The following is a 227-nucleotide window of genomic DNA, read 5'->3' as shown; positions in this document are numbered from 1 at the left end:
GTAAATATCTTTACTTTAACTTATGTGCAATTTTCAAAGAACAATCAGAGATACTTGGTATCTCAAAATTAAACAGAGAGAGATATTCTAACCAGAATTCGTGTATATTAAGTTTGAAATACATCAGTACTTAATAATTTCTCCATAGAAAGGAGGTGATCCAGCCGCAGGTTCTCCTACGGCTACCTTGTTACGACTTCACCCCAATCGCTGACCCTACCTTCGGC

The 227-nt window shown here is 37.4% G+C and carries 1 rRNA gene; it reads right to left on the bottom strand.

Annotated elements, in window-relative coordinates:
• Positions 1-148: 148 nt before the first annotated feature.
• Positions 149-227: ribosomal RNA gene (locus OCU55_RS23870) — 16S ribosomal RNA — on the bottom strand; the annotation flags it as partial.

This window comes from Clostridium folliculivorans, assembly GCF_024341905.1.
GTDB lineage: Bacteria > Bacillota > Clostridia > Clostridiales > Clostridiaceae > Clostridium_AR > Clostridium_AR folliculivorans.
Note: the sequence above shows the minus strand (reverse complement) of the source record. Positions and strands in the feature narration are given on the sequence as shown.